Here is a 14,580-nt window from a genome sequence, read left to right on the forward strand (position 1 = left end):
CTGACCGAATGCATCATGGTGGTGCATCCGGATTAAGTTGGGAAAGACAAACCATGATCCAGACCGAATCTCGGCTCGAAGTAGCCGACAACACGGGTGCACGTGAAGTCCTGTGCATCAAGGTGCTCGGCGGCTCGAAGCGTCGTTATGCCGGCATTGGCGACATCATCAAGGTGAGCGTCAAAGAGGCAACGCCGCGCGGGCGCGTGAAGAAAGGCGAAATTTACAACGCCGTGGTGGTTCGCACCGCTAAGGGCGTGCGCCGTCAAGACGGCTCGCTGATCAAGTTCGACGGCAACGCCGCTGTGCTTTTGAATAACAAGCTCGAGCCGATCGGCACCCGTATCTTCGGGCCGGTGACGCGTGAGCTGCGTAGCGAACGATTCATGAAGATCGTTTCGCTGGCGCCGGAAGTGCTGTAAGGAGTCGCGATGAACAAGATTCGCAAAGGTGACGAAGTCATCGTCGTCACTGGCAAGGACAAGGGCAAGCGCGGCGTCGTGCTGGCTGTCGGTGCTGAACATGTGACGGTTGAAGGTATCAACCTCGTCAAGAAGCATGTGAAGCCGAACCCGATGAAGGGTACGACGGGCGGCGTGGAAGCGAAGACGATGCCCCTGCATATTTCGAACGTCGCACTGGTCGACGCGAATGGCAAGGCGTCGCGTGTTGGCATCAAGGTCGAGGAAGGCAAGAAGGTTCGCTTCCTGAAGACGACCGGTGCCGTACTGAGCGCCTGACGCAGCGGAGTAAAAAATGGCTCGTTTTCAAGAGTTTTACAAAGAAAAGGTTGTGCCCGGCCTGATCGAGAAGTTCGGTTACAAGTCGGTCATGGAAGTGCCGCGCATCACCAAGATCACGCTGAACATGGGTCTTGGCGAAGCGATCGCTGACAAGAAGATCATCGAGAACGCCGTTGGCGACCTCACGAAGATCGCCGGCCAGAAGCCGGTCGTCACGAAGGCTCGCAAGGCAATCGCAGGCTTCAAGATCCGCCAGGGTTACCCGATCGGCGCGATGGTGACGCTGCGTGGCCAGGCGATGTACGAATTCCTCGACCGTTTCGTGACGGTTGCCCTCCCCCGCGTGCGTGACTTCCGCGGTGTGTCGGGTCGTGCTTTCGATGGCCGTGGCAACTACAACATCGGTGTGAAAGAGCAGATCATTTTCCCCGAAATCGATTACGACAAGATCGACGCACTGCGTGGGCTGAACATCAGCATCACGACGACTGCGAAGACCGACGACGAAGCAAAGGCTCTGCTCGCCAGCTTCAAGTTCCCGTTCAGAAACTGAGGTTACCGTGGCTAAACTGGCACTGATCGAACGTGAAAAGAAGCGCGCCCGCCTGGTCGCGAAGTTCGCAGCAAAGCGCGAAGCGCTGAAGGCGATCGTCGAAGACCAAAGCAAGTCGGAAGAAGAGCGCTACGAAGCACGCCTGGAGCTGCAGCAACTGCCCCGCAACGCAAACCCGACCCGCCAGCGTAACCGCTGCGCGATCACGGGCCGTCCGCGTGGCACGTTCCGTAAATTCGGCCTCGCGCGTAACAAGATTCGTGAAATCGCATTCCGTGGCGAGATTCCTGGCCTGACCAAGGCGAGCTGGTAATAGGAGAAACGTAAATGAGCATGAGTGATCCTATCGCCGATATGCTGACTCGCATCCGCAACGCGCAGATGGTCGAGAAGGTATCGGTCGCGATGCCCTCGTCGAAGGTCAAGGTTGCAATCGCGCAAGTCCTGAAGGACGAAGGCTATATCGACGATTTCGCCGTGAAGGCGGAAGGTGCGAAGTCCGAACTGAATATCGCGCTGAAGTACTACGCAGGTCGCCCGGTCATCGAACGCCTCGAGCGCGTGTCGAAGCCTGGTCTGCGCGTGTACCGCGGCCGTAACGACATTCCGCAGGTCATGAATGGCCTCGGTGTGGCAATCGTGTCGACGCCGAAGGGCGTGATGACCGACCGCAAGGCGCGCGCTACCGGCGTCGGCGGCGAAGTCATCTGCTACGTCGCTTAAAGCCGAGGAGAGAGAAACATGTCTCGAGTAGGTAAAAGCCCGATCGCGCTGCAAGGCGCGGAAGTCAAGCTGGCCGACGGTGCAATCATCGTCAAGGGCCCGCTGGGCACCATCACGCAAGCGATCAATCCGCTCGTGAACGTGGCGAACAACGACGGCACGCTGAATCTGTCGCCGGTCGACGAAAGCCGCGAAGCAAATGCACTGTCGGGCACGATGCGCGCGATCATCGCGAATGCCGTGCACGGCGTGACCAAGGGTTTCGAGCGCAAGCTGACGCTGGTTGGCGTCGGTTACCGTGCGCAAGCGCAAGGCGACAAGCTGAACCTGTCGCTGGGTTTCTCGCACCCGGTGGTGCACCAGATGCCGGAAGGCGTCAAGGCTGAAACCCCGACGCAAACCGAAATCGTGATCAAGGGGATCAACAAGCAACAAGTCGGTCAAGTGGCTGCGGAAGTCCGCGGTTACCGTCCGCCGGAGCCCTACAAGGGCAAGGGCGTGCGCTATGCCGACGAGGTTGTGATCCTCAAAGAAACGAAGAAGAAGTAAGGGTGCGCAATCATGGATAAGACTCAATCTCGCCTGCGCCGCGCTCGCCAGACGCGTATCAAGATCGCTGAGCTGCAGGTCGCGCGTCTCGCCGTGCATCGCACGAACACGCACATCTACGCTCAAGTGTTCTCGCCCTGCGGCACCAAGGTGCTCGCCAGCGCGTCGACGCTCGAAGCGGAAGTGCGCGCAGAACTGGCCGACAAGTCGGGCAAGGGCGGCAACGTCAATGCCGCGACGCTGATCGGCAAGCGTATTGCCGAAAAGGCAAAGGCTGCCGGCATCGAATCCGTCGCCTTCGACCGCTCGGGCTTCCGCTACCACGGCCGCGTCAAGGCGCTGGCTGAGGCAGCTCGCGAAGCTGGGCTCAAGTTCTAAGGAAGGAATTCGTCATGGCAAAGATGCAAGCGAAAGTTCAGGCTGACGAGCGCGACGACGGCCTTCGCGAAAAGATGATTTCGGTCAATCGCGTGACCAAGGTCGTGAAGGGTGGCCGTATTCTCGGCTTCGCCGCACTGACCGTGGTTGGCGACGGTGATGGCCGCATCGGTATGGGCAAGGGCAAGGCGAAGGAAGTGCCGGTCGCTGTCCAGAAGGCAATGGAACAAGCTCGCCGCAACATGTTCAAGGTGCCGCTCAAGAACGGCACGCTGCAGCACGAAGTGCACGGCAAGCACGGCGCATCCGCGGTCCTCCTCGCTCCGGCGAAGGCAGGTACGGGCGTGATCGCCGGCGGCCCGATGCGCGCAGTGTTCGACGTGATGGGCGTTCAGAACGTCGTGGCGAAGAGCCACGGTTCGACGAACCCGTACAACCTCGTTCGCGCCACGCTGGACGGCCTGCGCAAGCAGTCGACCCCGGCAGACATCGCGGCGAAGCGCGGCAAGTCCGTCGAAGATATTTTGGGCTAAGCCCGGGTGGTCACCATGTCTGAAAAAACTGTCAAGGTTCAGCTCGTGAAGAGCCTGATCGGGACCCGCGAATCGCACCGCGCGACCGTGCGTGGCCTGGGCCTGCGCCGACTCAACTCGGTTAGCGAGCTGCAGGACACGCCGGCGGTCCGCGGCATGATCAACAAGGTCTCGTACCTCGTTAAGGTCATCGCGTAAGCGGCCCTACGGATCAAGGAGTTGATATGGAATTGAATAACCTGAAGCCGGCAGCTGGCGCCAAGCACGCCAAGCGTCGCGTCGGTCGTGGCATCGGTTCGGGCCTCGGCAAGACGGCTGGCCGTGGTCACAAGGGTCAGAAATCGCGTTCGGGCGGCTTCCACAAAGTCGGTTTCGAAGGCGGTCAGATGCCGCTGCAACGTCGTCTGCCGAAGCGCGGCTTCACGTCGCTGACGAAGGAATTCGTCGGTGAAGTGCGCCTGGGCGACCTCGAGAAGCTGCCGGTCGACGAGATCGATCTGCTCGCACTGAAGCAAGCCGGCCTGGTCGGCGAGCTGACGAAGAGCGCAAAGATCATCGCGACGGGCGAACTGAAGCGCAAGATCGTCGTGAAGGGTCTCGGTGCCACCAAGGGTGCGCGCGCTGCGATCGAAGCGGCTGGCGGTTCGTTCGCCGAGTGACACGCGTAGCGCGTCGTCACTTGCATTCATCGGAGAAGGTACTTGGCTAACAGCCCGAGTCTTGCAAAACCCGGTCGAAGCACGGCGAAATTCGGCGATCTGCGCCGGCGAGCGATGTTCCTGCTCCTGGCGCTGATCGTCTATCGCATCGGCGCGCACATTCCCGTGCCGGGCATCGATCCGGATCAACTGGCCAAGCTGTTCCAGAGCCAGGCGGGCGGCATCCTGGGCATGTTCAACATGTTCTCGGGTGGCGCACTTTCCCGCTTCACGATCTTTGCGCTGGGGATCATGCCGTACATTTCGGCGTCGATCATCATGCAGTTGCTGGCGATCGTTTCGCCGCAGCTCGAGGCGCTCAAGAAGGAAGGGCAGGCAGGGCAACGGAAGATCACGCAGTACACGCGGTATTTCACCGTGGTGCTCGCGACCTTCCAGGCATTCGGTATCGCGGCTGCGCTGGAAAACCAGCCAGGCCTCGTCACCGATCCCGGCACGCTGTTCCGTCTGACGACGGTCGTGACGCTGGTGACGGGCACGATGTTCCTGATGTGGCTCGGCGAGCAGATTACCGAGCGTGGTCTGGGCAACGGTATCTCGATCATCATCTTCGGCGGGATCGCAGCAGGGTTCCCGAATGCCGTCGGTGGGTTGTTCGAGCTGGTGCGTACGGGTTCGATGAGCATCATTTCGGCGATCATCATCGTCGTTCTGATTGCCGCGGTGACTTACCTGGTCGTGTTCATCGAACGCGGTCAGCGCAAGATCCTCGTGAACTACGCGAAGCGTCAGGTCGGCAACAAGATCTACGGTGGGCAGTCGTCGCATCTGCCGCTGAAGTTGAACATGTCGGGCGTGATTCCGCCGATCTTTGCATCGTCGATCATTCTGTTCCCGGCAACGATTCTCGGCTGGTTCAGTACCGGTCAGCCGACGGGAAGCTGGATTTCCAATACGTTGCATAACGTTGCGGAAGCGCTGAAGCCGGGCCAGCCGGTCTATGTGCTGCTGTACACGCTGGCAATCGTGTTTTTCTGCTTTTTCTACACCGCATTGGTGTTCAACAGCAGGGAGACCGCGGACAACCTGAAGAAGAGCGGCGCGTTTGTTCCGGGCATTCGTCCGGGCGATCAGACCGCACGATATATCGACCGCATCCTCACGCGTCTGACGCTGGCCGGTGCGATCTACATCGTCTTCGTGTGTCTGCTGCCGGAATTCCTGGTGCTGCGCTGGAACGTGCCGTTTTATTTTGGTGGAACGTCGCTGCTGATCATTGTCGTCGTCACGATGGACTTTATGGCGCAGGTGCAGTCGTACGTTATGTCGCAACAGTATGAGTCGCTGCTCAAGAAGGCAAACTTCAAGGGCGGCAATATCCCGACGCGTTGAAAGGACTATGGCCAAAGACGATGTAATCCAGATGCAGGGTGAGGTGATTGAAAACCTCCCGAATGCGACCTTCCGTGTGAAGCTGGAAAACGGCCATGTCGTGTTGGGGCATATTTCCGGAAAGATGCGGATGCACTACATCCGCATTCTGCCCGGCGACAAGGTGACGGTTGAGTTGACGCCTTACGATCTGTCTCGTGCGCGGATCGTGTTCCGGGCGAAGTGATTTGAAAAAAGGGTATTATCATGAAAGTGATGGCATCGGTTAAGCGCATTTGCCGCAATTGCAAGATCATCAAGCGCAAAGGCGTCGTTCGCGTGATCTGCAGCTCGGATCCGCGCCACAAGCAGCGCCAAGGCTGACCGCGCGTTTGTTTGCGCTTTTTGTTTGAGGAAAAACAATGGCTCGTATCGCAGGGGTTAACATCCCGAATCACCAGCACACCGAGATCGGCCTGACGGCTATCTTTGGTGTCGGCCGCACCCGTTCGCGCAGCATCTGCGTGGCAGCTGGCGTCGATTTTTCGAAGAAGGTCAAGGATCTGACCGACGCAGACCTGGAAAAGCTGCGTGAAGAAGTGGGCAAGTTTGTCGTCGAAGGCGATCTGCGCCGTGAAGTGACGATGAACATCAAGCGCCTGATGGACCTCGGTTGCTACCGTGGTGTTCGTCATCGCAAGGGCCTGCCGATGCGCGGTCAGCGTACGCGTACGAACGCACGTACCCGCAAGGGTCCGCGTCGTGCAGCGCAAGCGCTGAAGAAGTAAGCGGAACTGACAGTTACAGGAAAACGTAATGGCTAAGGCTTCGAACACCGCGGCGCAACGCGTTCGCAAGAAGGTTAAGAAGAACGTCGCTGAAGGCGTGGTTCACGTTCACGCGTCGTTCAACAACACGATCATCACGATCACCGATCGCCAAGGCAACGCTCTGGCATGGGCGACGTCGGGCGGTCAGGGCTTCAAGGGCTCGCGCAAATCGACGCCGTTCGCTGCTCAGGTCGCAGCCGAGTCGGCTGGCCGCGTCGCGATGGAATACGGCGTGAAGAATCTGGAAGTGCGGATCAAGGGCCCGGGCCCGGGTCGCGAGTCGGCAGTGCGCGCGCTGCACGGCCTCGGCATCAAGATCACCGCGATTTCGGACGTCACCCCGATTCCGCACAACGGCTGCCGTCCGCCGAAGCGTCGTCGTATCTGAGGATGTGCTGGCACGTTCGTGCTAGCACATTGCCTGTCGCCGCTCAGCGTCGACGGGCGTTGCTTTTTTGATTGACTAAGCCCACCGTTCGCCCCAAAGGGAGCGGACTAGCGCGGATTTCGATCCGCGTGACTGATTGATAAAGGAATGCAAAGTGGCACGTTATATCGGCCCCAAAGCCAAGCTGTCCCGCCGTGAAGGCACCGACCTGTTCCTGAAGAGCGCGCGCCGCTCGCTCGCCGACAAGTGCAAGCTCGACAGCAAGCCGGGCCAGCACGGCCGTACCTCGGGCGCGCGTACGTCCGACTACGGTACGCAGCTGCGCGAAAAGCAGAAGGTCAAGCGCATCTACGGCGTGCTGGAACGTCAGTTCCGCCGCTACTTCGCTGAAGCCGACCGCCGCAAGGGCAACACGGGTGAAAACCTGTTGCAACTGCTCGAGTCGCGCCTCGACAACGTCGTGTACCGCATGGGCTTCGGCTCGACCCGCGCTGAAGCGCGCCAGTTGGTGAGCCACAAGTCGATCACCGTGAACGGCGTCGTCGCAAACGTCCCGTCGCAGCAAGTGAAGGCGGGCGACGTCGTCGCGATCCGCGAAAAGGCGAAGAAGCAGGCGCGTATCGTCGAAGCGCTGTCGCTGGCCGAGCAAGGCGGCATGCCGAGCTGGGTTGCAGTCGATGCGAAGAAGTTCGAAGGCACGTTCAAGCAAATGCCGGAACGCGCTGAAATCGCAGGCGACATCAACGAAAGCCTGATCGTCGAATTGTATTCGCGTTAATCCGATTGACGGCCGAGGTACCCCGATTGCGTCGCGCAAGGAGGGGCCTCGGCTGTTTATTTTCTGGTTGTTACCGGTCAGCCTTATCGGTGTAACGAGCCGAGGGTATTGAAAAGGAAAGCCCATGCAAACCAGTTTGCTGAAACCCAAGATCATCGCCGTGGAATCGCTGGGCGAGAACCACGCGAGGGTGGTCATGGAACCGTTCGAACGCGGTTACGGCCACACCTTGGGCAATGCGCTTCGCCGCGTGCTGCTGTCGTCGATGGTAGGCTACGCGCCGACCGAAGTCACGATCGCGGGCGTGGTGCACGAGTACTCGACGCTGGATGGCGTGCAGGAAGACGTCGTCAACCTGCTGCTGAACCTGAAGGGCGTGGTGTTCAAGCTGCATAACCGTGACGAAGTGACGGTTACGCTGCGCAAGGAAGGCGAAGGCGTCGTGACGGCCGGCGATATCGAGCTGGCTCACGATTGCGAAGTCATCAACCCGAATCACGTGATCGCGCACCTGTCGAAGGGCGGCAAGCTCGACGTTCAGATCAAGATCGAAAAGGGTCGCGGCTACGTGCCCGGCAACGTCCGTCGCTACGGCGAAGACACGGCCAAGATCATCGGCCGCATCGTCCTCGACGCATCGTTCTCGCCGGTTCGCCGCGTGAGCTATGCGGTCGAAAGCGCACGGGTCGAGCAGCGTACCGACCTCGACAAGCTCGTGATGAACATCGAGACGAGCGGCGTGATCACGCCGGAAGAAGCGATCCGCCAGTCGGCCCGCATCCTGGTCGACCAGCTGTCCGTGTTCGCGGCGCTGGAAGGCACGGAAACGGCAGCCGAGGCACCGTCGCGCGCACCGCAGATCGATCCGATCCTGCTGCGTCCGGTGGACGATCTCGAACTGACGGTTCGTTCGGCGAACTGCCTGAAGGCCGAGAACATTTACTACATCGGCGATCTGATCCAGCGCACGGAAAACGAGCTGCTGAAGACGCCGAACCTCGGTCGCAAGTCGCTCAACGAGATCAAGGAAGTGCTCGCTTCGCGCGGTCTCACGCTGGGCATGAAGCTCGAGAACTGGCCGCCGGCTGGTCTCGACAAGTAAGCCCGGTTGTAGCCTGGCTATCGCTGTCGTTGGCAAAGATGCGGATTTTCCTTTAAAATCCGCATCTTGCTTTTTTTCGTTACCGGCCCGTGCGCCCTCCTAGGCGCGATAGAAGAGCTGGACCAAAACTTTGAATCAAGGAAACTGAAATGCGCCATCGTCATGGTCTGCGGAAACTGAACCGCACGAGCAGCCACCGTCTGGCTATGCTCCGTAACATGTCCAACTCGCTGATCGAGCACGAAGTCATCAAGACGACGCTGCCGAAGGCGAAGGAACTCCGTAAAGTCGTCGAGCCGCTGATCACGCTCGGCAAGAAGCCGTCGCTGGCAAACCGTCGCCTGGCGTTCAACCGCCTGCGCGATCGTGACTCGGTCGCGAAGCTGTTCGACGTGCTCGGTCCGCGTTTCGCGAACCGTCCGGGCGGCTACCTGCGCGTGCTGAAGTTCGGCTTCCGCGTGGGCGACAACGCACCGATGGCACTGGTCGAGCTGCTCGACCGTCCGGAAGTCGACGAAACGGAAAACGTGCAAGAAGCTGAGTAAGCTTCCGGTACGTAGCAGGATCTGAAAGGGGCCGAGCAATTGCTTGGCCCTTTTTGTTTTTGATGTGCCGGCTGCGGTCGATTGTCGCAGGGCGGGGCCGGCAGCGTCGCGCGGGCTGCGCTACGATACGGGCACCGATGCGGTCCCTGAACGGGTAATCGGCACTGGCAGGAGTCTGTAGACGAGCGAGGAGGACGGATGATAGTGGTGCTGATGCTGACGACGGTCCCCGATGCGGCGACGGCCGCGGCGCTCGCCGACGGCGCGCTCGGCGCGCGGCTCGCCGCGTGCGTGTCGGAGCTCGGCGCGATCAAGTCGCGCTATCACTGGCAGGGCAAGGTCGAAACGGCCGACGAGATCCAGTTGCTGTTCAAGACGAGCCCGGTTCGGGCACTCGAACTGGAGCGATTTATTCTCGCGCATCATCCTTACGAGACGCCCGAAATCGTCTCGTGGCAGACGACGGCATCGGCCGCGTATGGCCAGTGGGTGACCAGCGAAACTCAACGTCTATTTCATGTTTAACGGTATGGCGCTTTCGATGCGCGTGCGCGCGCTGCGGTTTCTTGCGGTCCTGTTGTCGTTCTTGCTCGTGCTGGGGGGCCTGTCCGGCGCGCGCGCGGCCGACGATTTCCTCGATCCGTCGGTTGCGTTCAAGTTCAGCGCGAGCGAATCACCGGGACAGGTGGACGTCCGCTTCAAGATCGCGAACGGCTACTACATGTACCGCGAGCGCTTCGCGTTCGCGGTGAAAAGCGGCCAGGCCACGCTCGGCGAGCCGCAATTCCCGGCCGGCCACGTGAAGTTCGACCAGACGTTCCAGAAGAACGTGGAGACCTATCGCGATGAGGTCGTCGTTCACGTGCCGGTGAAGCAGGCGGCCGGTCCGTTCGAGCTCGCGGTGACGTCGCAAGGATGCGCGGACGAAGGGATCTGTTATCCGCCGGCCGAGCACGTGATGAAGGTCGATGGCGCCGCGCTCGGCGCCGCCTCGCCGTCCGGCGACACGGCTGCCGCGGGCAGCTGGTTCGACAAGGTCACGAGCGCCGATTTCGCGCAGTCGCTGCTCGAAGGGCACGGCTTCTTCACGATCGTCGCGCTCTATTTCGTCGCGGGCGTCGTGCTGAGCCTGCTGCCCTGTTCATACCCGATGATTCCGATCGTGTCCGCGATCATCATCGGCCAGGGCACGCGGGCGACGCATGCACGCGGCTTCGCGCTGTCGCTGACCTACGTGGTCGGCATGGCGCTGGTCTACACGGTGCTCGGCATCGCCGCCGCGCTGGTTGGCCAGAGCCTTGGGGCCTGGCTGCAGAACCCATGGGTGCTCGGCGCGTTCGGCGTGCTGCTGAGCGCGTTCGCGGTGTCGCTGATTTCGGGCAAGGACATCGCGTTGCCGGCGCGCTGGCAAAACGGCGCGGCCGAGGCGTCGAGCGCGCGCCAGGGCGGCCACTTCGTCGCGGTCGCGGCGATGGGCGCGTTGTCGGCGCTGGTCGTCGGCGCGTGCATGACGGCGCCGCTGTTCGCGGTGCTCGCTTTCATCGCGCATACCGGCAATGCGTGGCTCGGCGGCGCGGCATTGTTCGCGATGGGGCTGGGGCTCGGCGTGCCGCTGCTGGTCGTGGGCATCGGAGCCGGGACGGTGCTGCCGCGTGCGGGCGCATGGATGGACGGCGTGAAGGTGTTCTTCGGCATCGTGCTGCTCGCGGCCGCGCTGTGGATCGTGTGGCCGGTGCTGGCCGGCGGGCTGAAGATGGTGCTCGCGGCGTTGTGGCTCTTGATCGCGGCCGCGGCGCTCGGGTTGTTCACGCCGAATGCCGGCGCCGCGTCGATCTGGCGCCGCCTGGGCCGCGGCGTGGGCGCCGCGCTCGCGATCTGGGCCGCGACGCTGCTCGTCGGCCTGGCTGCGGGTTCGACCGATCCCGTCAAGCCGCTGGCCGTGCTGGCGGCGCGTACCGTCGCGTCCGGCGGCGCGACGACGGCCGGCGCGGCTGCGGCGCAGGACGGCCCCGCGTTCGCGCCGGTGCGCTCCACCGGCGAACTCGACGCGCTGCTGAAGACGTCGGGTCAGCCCGTGATGCTCGACTTCTACGCCGACTGGTGCGTGAGCTGCAAGGAGATGGAGCATCTGACGTTTACCGACGCGCGCGTGCAGGCGCGGCTCGCTCAGCTTCACCTCGTGCGCGCGGACGTCACCGCGAACAACCCGGACGATCAGGCGCTGCTCAAGCGCTTCAACCTGTTCGGGCCGCCGGGCATCATCTTCTTCGATCGCAACGGCCACGAGATCGGCCGCGTGGTCGGCTATCAGGCGGCCGACACGTTCCTGCGCAGCCTCGATCGGGCGGCCGTTCCGACGGTATGACGATGGCCGGCTGCGGCGCGCCGGCGAACGGAAGATCCGGGGCCGGCCGACAGTCTCTCTCGACGGTAAACAAAAAACGGCGGAACACCGAGGTGTCCCGCCGTTTTTGCTGGTGCCTGCCGGCGCGCGATCAGCGCTGTGCTTTCAGCAGACGCGCGGCATCGAGCGCGAAGTACGTGAGCACACCGTCGGCACCCGCGCGCTTGAACGCGAGCAGCGATTCGAGCACCACCTTGTCGTGGTCGAGCCAGCCGTTCATCGCGGCCGCCTTCAGCATCGCGTATTCGCCGCTCACCTGGTACACGTAGGTCGGGAAGCGGAACTCGTCCTTCACGCGGCGCACGATGTCGAGATACGGCATGCCGGGCTTGACCATCACCATGTCGGCGCCTTCGTCGATGTCGAGGCGCACTTCGCGCAGCGCTTCGTCGCTGTTCGCCGGATCCATCTGGTAGGTCATTTTGTTGCCCTTGCCCAGGTTGGACGCCGAACCGACCGCATCGCGGAACGGGCCGTAGAACGCCGATGCGAACTTCGCCGAATAGGCCATGATCCGCGTATGGATATGGCCGTCGCTTTCCAGCATTTCGCGGATCGCGCCGATGCGGCCGTCCATCATGTCCGACGGCGCGACGATGTCGACGCCGGCTTCCGCCTGCGCACGCGCCTGGTCGACCAGGATCTCGATCGTGTCGTCGTTGATCACGTAGGCGTTTTCGTCGAGCACGCCGTCCTGGCCGTGGCTCGTGTACGGATCGAGCGCGACGTCGGTCAGCACGCCCAGTTCGGGGAAGTGCTTCTTCAGCTCGCGCACCGCGCGCGGGATCAGGCCTTCCGGATTGGCTGCCTCGCGGCCGTCAGGCGTCTTCAACGACGGCTCGATGGCCGGGAACAGCGACAGCACGGGCACGCCGAGTTCGACGCACTGCTCGGCGACGTGCATCAGCAGATCGACCGACACGCGCTCGACGCCGGGCATCGACGGGATGGGCTGGCGTTGGTTGGTGCCTTCGACGACGAACACCGGGTAGATCAGGTCGTCGGTGGTCAGGCGGTTTTCGCGCATCAGGCGGCGGGAGAAGTCGTCGCGGCGCATCCGGCGCGGACGATGAAGCGGATGGAAGCTCATGGCGATTTGGCAGAAATCAGGGCAAGAAGGACCTTACGGAACCCTTAGGTCATTTTCGAGATCGTTGGTATATGATAGCGATCGAGCGGCGCGCGTTGCGTGCAGCTCCCCGCTTCTCCTCCCTGAGCGGGTGCCTGTCGTTTTTCGATTAGGCTGTTTGACCCGCCGTTCAACGGCGGGTTTTTTTATGAGCCGGCCGAATCCGCAGGCGCCGTCAGGTGCGCATGGCCGATCCCGGCCGCGCGTTGCCCGCTCATTGTGCTACAGGCTCGCTTTTTTCGTCGGCGACGGACGGCCGCAGCCAGCTCTCGATCAGTTCATGAGCGTCGTCGAGCCCAGTGCGCTTCAGCGCCGAGAACAGCTGGACCGTCAGCTTGCCCTTCACGCCCTGGTCGCGATACGCGTCGAGCCCCTTCTGCGTGTTGCGCAACGCGTTGATGCTTTCCTGGCGCGTCAATTTGTCGCACTTCGTCAGCAGCGTGTGGATCGGCTTGCCGGTCGGCGCGAACCACTCGATCATGCGGCGATCGAGATCGGTCAGCGGACGCCGCGAATCCATCATCAGGATCAGGCCGCAAAGCTGCGAGCGCGTCGCGAGATAGGACGACAGCAGCATTTCCCAGTGCGCCTTCGCGGCGCCGGGCACTTCCGCATAACCGTAGCCGGGCAGGTCGACGAGATTCGCGACCGGTTCGGCGGCCGGGCCGACGGAGAAGTAGTTGATGTGCTGCGTGCGGCCGGGCGTCTTCGACGCGAAGGCCAGCCGCTTCTGGTTGCACAGCACGTTGATCGCCGTCGACTTGCCGGCATTCGAGCGGCCCGCGAACGCGATTTCCGGCTGGACCGTCGGCGGCAGGTCGCGCAGATGGTTGACGGTCGTGTAGAAGCGGGCTTGATGGAGCAGAAAGGCCATGGGAACCGGAAGGACGGGCGGCGCGAGCCGCTTGGTGGAGGCGGGGTAGCCCCGATAGGCGCGGGAGCTTTCAACACGATATTGTACAATACGGCGGTTTTGCCGAAGGCCACCGGGCGCCTGCCTCGCGCTTTTATGTGGCTTCTGCGGTAGACTGGACGCCGTCGTTTTTTGCAGAACCTCAAATTCCCACAAGACGAAACAGGGTGTGCGAATGAATCGACTGTGCAAGTCTCTGATGGTGCTTCAGGTTGCAGCAGGGTTCGTAGGTTTCGTAGCGGAGGCAAACGCGGTAGATGCGGCCAAGCCGGATCTCGACCGCGGCAAGGCGATTGCCGGGCAGGTGTGCGCGTCGTGTCACGGCGCCGACGGCAATAGCGCGTCGGGCAGTTTCCCGAAGCTCGCCGGCCAGCATCCCGAATATCTGGTCAAGCAGTTGAACGACTTCAAGACGCAGCCGGGCGCGAAGGGGCCGGTGCGTAACAACGCGGTGATGGTCGGATTCGCAAGCGCGTTGAGCGCGGACGACATGCGCAACGTCGCCGCGTACTACGGGTCGCAGACGACGAAGCTCGGCACCGCCCGCAATGCGGCGACCGTGCCGGTCGGCCAGAAGATCTATCGCGGCGGCATCGCGGAAAAGGGCGTACCCGCCTGCGCGAGCTGCCACGGGCCGACGGGCCAGGGGATCCCGGTCCAGTACCCGCGTCTGTCGGGGCAATGGGCCGATTACACGGTCGCGCAGTTGACCGCGTTCCAGCAGGGTGCCGGCGCGCGCAACAACAACGAGGCGATGCATCAGATCGCGTCGCGGCTGTCGGATACCGAGATCAAGGCCGTCGCGGATTACATCGCGGGCCTGCGTTGAGCGGTCGGCCGCGAACGGCATGACCGGGCGCCCGAAGGGCGGCCGGAGTCAGAACAAGAAAAGGGTGGGGCGCCGCGCCGTCGCGGTTGCCTCGCCCTTCTTTTTTGTCGGCACTCGCCGGGCCGAGCCGCGATGGCGCGGCTTGCAGGCGAT

At 62.2% G+C, this 14,580-nt stretch carries 23 protein-coding genes; 21 read left to right on the forward strand and 2 right to left on the reverse strand.

What is annotated here, in order from left to right; translation table 11 throughout:
* The first annotated feature begins 53 nt into the window (after positions 1–53).
* From rplN to dsbD, 20 genes are all read left to right on the forward strand, one after another.
* Complete coding sequence (gene rplN / locus CFB89_RS01365) at positions 54–422, forward strand: 50S ribosomal protein L14 (RefSeq protein WP_006482918.1); 369 nt, start codon at positions 54–56, stop codon at positions 420–422.
* A 9-nt stretch (positions 423–431) separates the two neighbouring features.
* The gene (rplX, locus tag CFB89_RS01370; RefSeq protein WP_006477187.1) at positions 432–740 is read left to right on the forward strand and encodes a 50S ribosomal protein L24; all 309 of its coding nucleotides are present in this window, start codon (positions 432–434) and stop codon (positions 738–740) included.
* 16 nt (positions 741–756) lie between these two features.
* Entirely contained in the window at positions 757–1,296 is a 540-nt protein-coding gene (gene rplE / locus CFB89_RS01375) for a 50S ribosomal protein L5 (RefSeq protein ID WP_006477186.1), read from the forward strand.
* A 7-nt stretch (positions 1,297–1,303) separates the two neighbouring features.
* The gene (gene rpsN, locus CFB89_RS01380; RefSeq protein ID WP_006482884.1) at positions 1,304–1,609 is read left to right on the forward strand and encodes a 30S ribosomal protein S14; all 306 of its coding nucleotides are present in this window, start codon (positions 1,304–1,306) and stop codon (positions 1,607–1,609) included.
* Positions 1,610–1,623: 14 nt separating this feature from the next.
* On the forward strand, positions 1,624–2,019 hold the full coding sequence (gene rpsH / locus CFB89_RS01385; protein ID WP_006477185.1) for a 30S ribosomal protein S8: 396 nt from the start codon (positions 1,624–1,626) through the stop codon (positions 2,017–2,019).
* 18 nt (positions 2,020–2,037) lie between these two features.
* Positions 2,038–2,568, forward strand: a complete 531-nt coding sequence (gene rplF, locus CFB89_RS01390; protein WP_089466458.1) for a 50S ribosomal protein L6 — start codon at positions 2,038–2,040, stop codon at positions 2,566–2,568.
* Between the two features lie 12 nt (positions 2,569–2,580).
* Positions 2,581–2,946 carry a 50S ribosomal protein L18 gene (gene rplR / locus CFB89_RS01395; protein WP_006477183.1) on the forward strand — a complete coding sequence of 122 codons (366 nt, stop codon included), beginning with the start codon at positions 2,581–2,583 and terminating at the stop codon, positions 2,944–2,946.
* A 14-nt stretch (positions 2,947–2,960) separates the two neighbouring features.
* A complete protein-coding gene (gene rpsE, locus CFB89_RS01400; protein WP_006752931.1) occupies positions 2,961–3,479 on the forward strand; it encodes a 30S ribosomal protein S5 in 519 nt (172 codons plus the stop codon).
* A 15-nt stretch (positions 3,480–3,494) separates the two neighbouring features.
* A complete protein-coding gene (gene rpmD, locus CFB89_RS01405) occupies positions 3,495–3,677 on the forward strand; it encodes a 50S ribosomal protein L30 (RefSeq protein WP_006400644.1) in 183 nt (60 codons plus the stop codon).
* A 26-nt stretch (positions 3,678–3,703) separates the two neighbouring features.
* The gene (rplO, locus tag CFB89_RS01410; RefSeq protein WP_006482880.1) at positions 3,704–4,138 is read left to right on the forward strand and encodes a 50S ribosomal protein L15; all 435 of its coding nucleotides are present in this window, start codon (positions 3,704–3,706) and stop codon (positions 4,136–4,138) included.
* A 42-nt stretch (positions 4,139–4,180) separates the two neighbouring features.
* On the forward strand, positions 4,181–5,530 hold the full coding sequence (gene secY, locus CFB89_RS01415) for a preprotein translocase subunit SecY (protein ID WP_089466459.1): 1,350 nt from the start codon (positions 4,181–4,183) through the stop codon (positions 5,528–5,530).
* Positions 5,531–5,537: 7 nt separating this feature from the next.
* Positions 5,538–5,756: a translation initiation factor IF-1 gene (infA, locus tag CFB89_RS01420; RefSeq protein WP_004521905.1), complete on the forward strand. Its 219-nt coding sequence runs from the start codon at positions 5,538–5,540 to the stop codon at positions 5,754–5,756.
* 20 nt (positions 5,757–5,776) lie between these two features.
* Entirely contained in the window at positions 5,777–5,893 is a 117-nt protein-coding gene (rpmJ, locus tag CFB89_RS01425; RefSeq protein WP_004199844.1) for a 50S ribosomal protein L36, read from the forward strand.
* A 38-nt stretch (positions 5,894–5,931) separates the two neighbouring features.
* Positions 5,932–6,297, forward strand: a complete 366-nt coding sequence (rpsM, locus tag CFB89_RS01430; protein ID WP_006477178.1) for a 30S ribosomal protein S13 — start codon at positions 5,932–5,934, stop codon at positions 6,295–6,297.
* 28 nt (positions 6,298–6,325) lie between these two features.
* Entirely contained in the window at positions 6,326–6,727 is a 402-nt protein-coding gene (rpsK, locus tag CFB89_RS01435) for a 30S ribosomal protein S11 (protein WP_004197937.1), read from the forward strand.
* A gap of 154 nt (positions 6,728–6,881) precedes the next feature.
* Positions 6,882–7,505, forward strand: a complete 624-nt coding sequence (gene rpsD, locus CFB89_RS01440) for a 30S ribosomal protein S4 (protein WP_006477177.1) — start codon at positions 6,882–6,884, stop codon at positions 7,503–7,505.
* Between the two features lie 124 nt (positions 7,506–7,629).
* Positions 7,630–8,607 (forward strand): DNA-directed RNA polymerase subunit alpha, encoded by a 978-nt coding sequence (locus CFB89_RS01445; protein ID WP_006477176.1) that lies wholly within the window; start codon positions 7,630–7,632, stop codon positions 8,605–8,607.
* Positions 8,608–8,756: 149 nt separating this feature from the next.
* The gene (rplQ, locus tag CFB89_RS01450; RefSeq protein ID WP_006477175.1) at positions 8,757–9,152 is read left to right on the forward strand and encodes a 50S ribosomal protein L17; all 396 of its coding nucleotides are present in this window, start codon (positions 8,757–8,759) and stop codon (positions 9,150–9,152) included.
* A gap of 198 nt (positions 9,153–9,350) precedes the next feature.
* Positions 9,351–9,677 carry a divalent-cation tolerance protein CutA gene (gene cutA, locus CFB89_RS01455; protein WP_089466460.1) on the forward strand — a complete coding sequence of 109 codons (327 nt, stop codon included), beginning with the start codon at positions 9,351–9,353 and terminating at the stop codon, positions 9,675–9,677.
* On the forward strand, positions 9,670–11,517 hold the full coding sequence (gene dsbD / locus CFB89_RS01460; protein WP_089466461.1) for a protein-disulfide reductase DsbD: 1,848 nt from the start codon (positions 9,670–9,672) through the stop codon (positions 11,515–11,517). Before cutA ends, dsbD begins: the two co-directional genes overlap by 8 nt.
* A gap of 130 nt (positions 11,518–11,647) precedes the next feature.
* On the opposite strand, the gene hemB is transcribed toward dsbD, so the two are convergent.
* Positions 11,648–12,646: a porphobilinogen synthase gene (gene hemB, locus CFB89_RS01465; protein ID WP_089466462.1), complete on the reverse strand. Its 999-nt coding sequence runs from the start codon at positions 12,644–12,646 to the stop codon at positions 11,648–11,650.
* 253 nt (positions 12,647–12,899) lie between these two features.
* Positions 12,900–13,559 carry a ribosome biogenesis GTP-binding protein YihA/YsxC gene (gene yihA, locus CFB89_RS01470; RefSeq protein WP_089466463.1) on the reverse strand — a complete coding sequence of 220 codons (660 nt, stop codon included), beginning with the start codon at positions 13,557–13,559 and terminating at the stop codon, positions 12,900–12,902.
* Between the two features lie 214 nt (positions 13,560–13,773).
* Between yihA and CFB89_RS01475 the strand changes: the two genes are divergently transcribed.
* Entirely contained in the window at positions 13,774–14,427 is a 654-nt protein-coding gene (locus CFB89_RS01475; RefSeq protein ID WP_089466464.1) for a cytochrome c, read from the forward strand.
* Positions 14,428–14,580: the final 153 nt, after the last annotated feature.

It is taken from the genome of Burkholderia sp. AU16741, assembly GCF_002223345.1.
GTDB lineage: Bacteria > Pseudomonadota > Gammaproteobacteria > Burkholderiales > Burkholderiaceae > Burkholderia > Burkholderia sola.